Source organism: Pseudoduganella violaceinigra DSM 15887, from assembly GCF_000425385.1.
Classification (GTDB): Bacteria; Pseudomonadota; Gammaproteobacteria; order Burkholderiales; family Burkholderiaceae_D; genus Rugamonas; species Rugamonas violaceinigra.
In genome coordinates this window covers 1-2,152 of record NZ_AUDI01000039.1, presented here as the reverse complement: position 1 = coordinate 2,152, position 2,152 = coordinate 1, and the positions used below count along the sequence as shown (strand labels likewise).

At 57.5% G+C, this 2,152-nt stretch carries 1 protein-coding gene and 1 pseudogene; one reads left to right on the top strand and one right to left on the bottom strand.

Going from position 1 to position 2,152, the window contains the following annotated elements; translation table 11 throughout:
- Nucleotides 1-690 precede the first annotated feature (690 nt).
- A complete protein-coding gene (locus H597_RS0116455) occupies nucleotides 691-1,734 on the bottom strand; it encodes an integrase core domain-containing protein (protein ID WP_211232058.1) in 1,044 nt (347 codons plus the stop codon).
- A 16-nt stretch (nucleotides 1,735-1,750) separates the two neighbouring features.
- Here H597_RS0116455 and H597_RS35710 point away from each other — a divergent pair.
- Nucleotides 1,751-2,152: pseudogene (locus tag H597_RS35710) on the top strand (RHS repeat domain-containing protein); the annotation flags it as partial.

Below are 2,152 nucleotides of genomic sequence, written 5' to 3'. Positions count from 1 at the left end.
CATTGATCATCGGGGATTACGATAGTATCAATTTTTACTTGTGCGGGACTTGCTCAGTAATTGGACTCAAGTGGGCAAAGTAGCTGCGGTTGCCCTGCCCCGTTCAGTGTTCAGTTGGAATTGGGGTGGGGTGCTGGAGGCCGCTTTTTTTAACCAAAAGCAGCTTCCGATGGGTTGGCCGGCGAACCATCGAGCCAATTTTTTCAGCAAATTGTCTGATCGCTCAACACGATATGCCTAATTTTTCCGCAAACCTGAATCGGCAAGCGAGCGCGGTCCTGAACATCTACCGTTCGCCAAGTTCATCGCACTACTGCAAAGCGGCCAGCTAATGCAGCGGCACAAATCCCTTCAACAGCCCGTTCCAGCCTTGGTAGGGAACGAGCACTTTTGGTGGATTCAGATTGCCCCGTCCAGACGTCCAGAAAGGATAGGGTGGATGTTGTCGGGGCGATTTTTCGCGGAAAATCGCTTTGCCCCGTCCAGACGTCCAGAAAGGTTTGGGTGCATGTTGGTTGGGCGATTTTTCGCGAGGAATCGCCCCGTTCCGAAGGCGGCAGCCCGAATTTGAGTTCGGGTATGTCGCAGTTTCTTCCATATCTGCTCAATGAATGAGCATCTTGAGCCGCAAGAGCGAAGCAAGCCCTGGACGGGGTCGTCCACATCTCCTTCTACTCGGCTGACACCGAACTAATGGCGCAGCCAGATCCCCTTTAGTAGACCGTCCCACGCATCGAAAAGATAGGCGGCTTTTGGCGCCTGTCGAAACGGATCGACTCCGCGCCAAGCTTCATCCGGTGTTCGTCCGTCCAGGTGCTGGTGGGGACGGATCGCGTTGTACCAAAAGCCGAACTCCCGCATCGCTTGCCGCAAGCCGATGAAATCCTCAACGGCCAACCGGTCCAGCTTCTCCTTCAATGTTCCGAACAGTCTTTCGATGCGACCGTTCTGCCAAGGCATGCCCGGTTGGCTGAATTGCTGTTGGATGCCAAGCAGCCGCAAGCTCGTACGAAACAGCAGCGAGCGAAAGACCGATTCGTTATCCGTCCTAATCACGCGTGGAAGGCCGTATTTGCCGAAGGCGCGCAGCAGGCAGCCCAGGATCGTGACCGATCGCTTGTCCGGCAGCGCTTCCAAGCAAAGAGCCAGTCGAGTGCCATGGTCGATCGCGCCGAGGATGGCATGCGAGCAGCCGTCCGTATCAACTTTGCCTGTCAGGTCCACACCCCAGATCTTATTGGGGCCGAGTGGAACTGGCTGGCGCCGCTTCCATTTCCTCCGCATGTCCATGATCCTATAGTTGTGGCGTTTGACGGTGACAGCAACCCAGCTTTTGCTGACGCTAACGCCACGTCGCTGCCCATGCATCCGATTAAAAGTGTCAGCCAACTTCTGGCAGCTTAAGTCGGTCAATGCCTTGAGGCGGATCACTTCGTTGATGACCCAGGCTGGCTTACGGCGGTGGTGTGTGTGCGTTGCTGCGATTTGGCCGCGCCGAAAACGCAGGAATTTTGGCTTCGTCCAAATAAGGCGTGCGAATTTCAGGACGAGTAAGCGCAATAGCCAAAGAAAACACTTCATCGAAGACGGCAAATCGCGGAAGTATAGCGCTGCGTACGACGAGAACGGCAATAAGACCAAAGGAATCGACAAGCGCGGCATCGCCACCACCCACGGCCACGACAACCTGAATCGCCTGCTGACCACCGCGCGCGACGGCCAGCTGCTGCTCAAGCGGGAATACGGCGGCGTGGGCAACCGCACGCGCGTGGTCAACCCGCTGGGCAACGCCACAGTGTCGACCTATGACAGCGCGGGCCGCCTGAAAACGGTCAGCGACGCCGTCGCCACCCACACTTACGGTTACGGCAAGGCCGACAACCACGTTTCCTACATCGACGCGCTGAAGAACGAAACGCGCTTCGACTACGATGTGCTGAACCGCCGCACCGGCGTGCGTTACCCGGACGGCGCCAGCGAAAGCTTCGGCTTCGACGCCGCCGGCAATATGACTAGCCACACCGACGGCAACGGCACGGTCATCACGCGCACCTTCGACGCCCTCAACCGCGAGACGAGCAAGCACTACTCGGCCAGCGCCGACGGCTTCACCGACATCGGCACCGCCTACGACGCCAACAACAACATCACG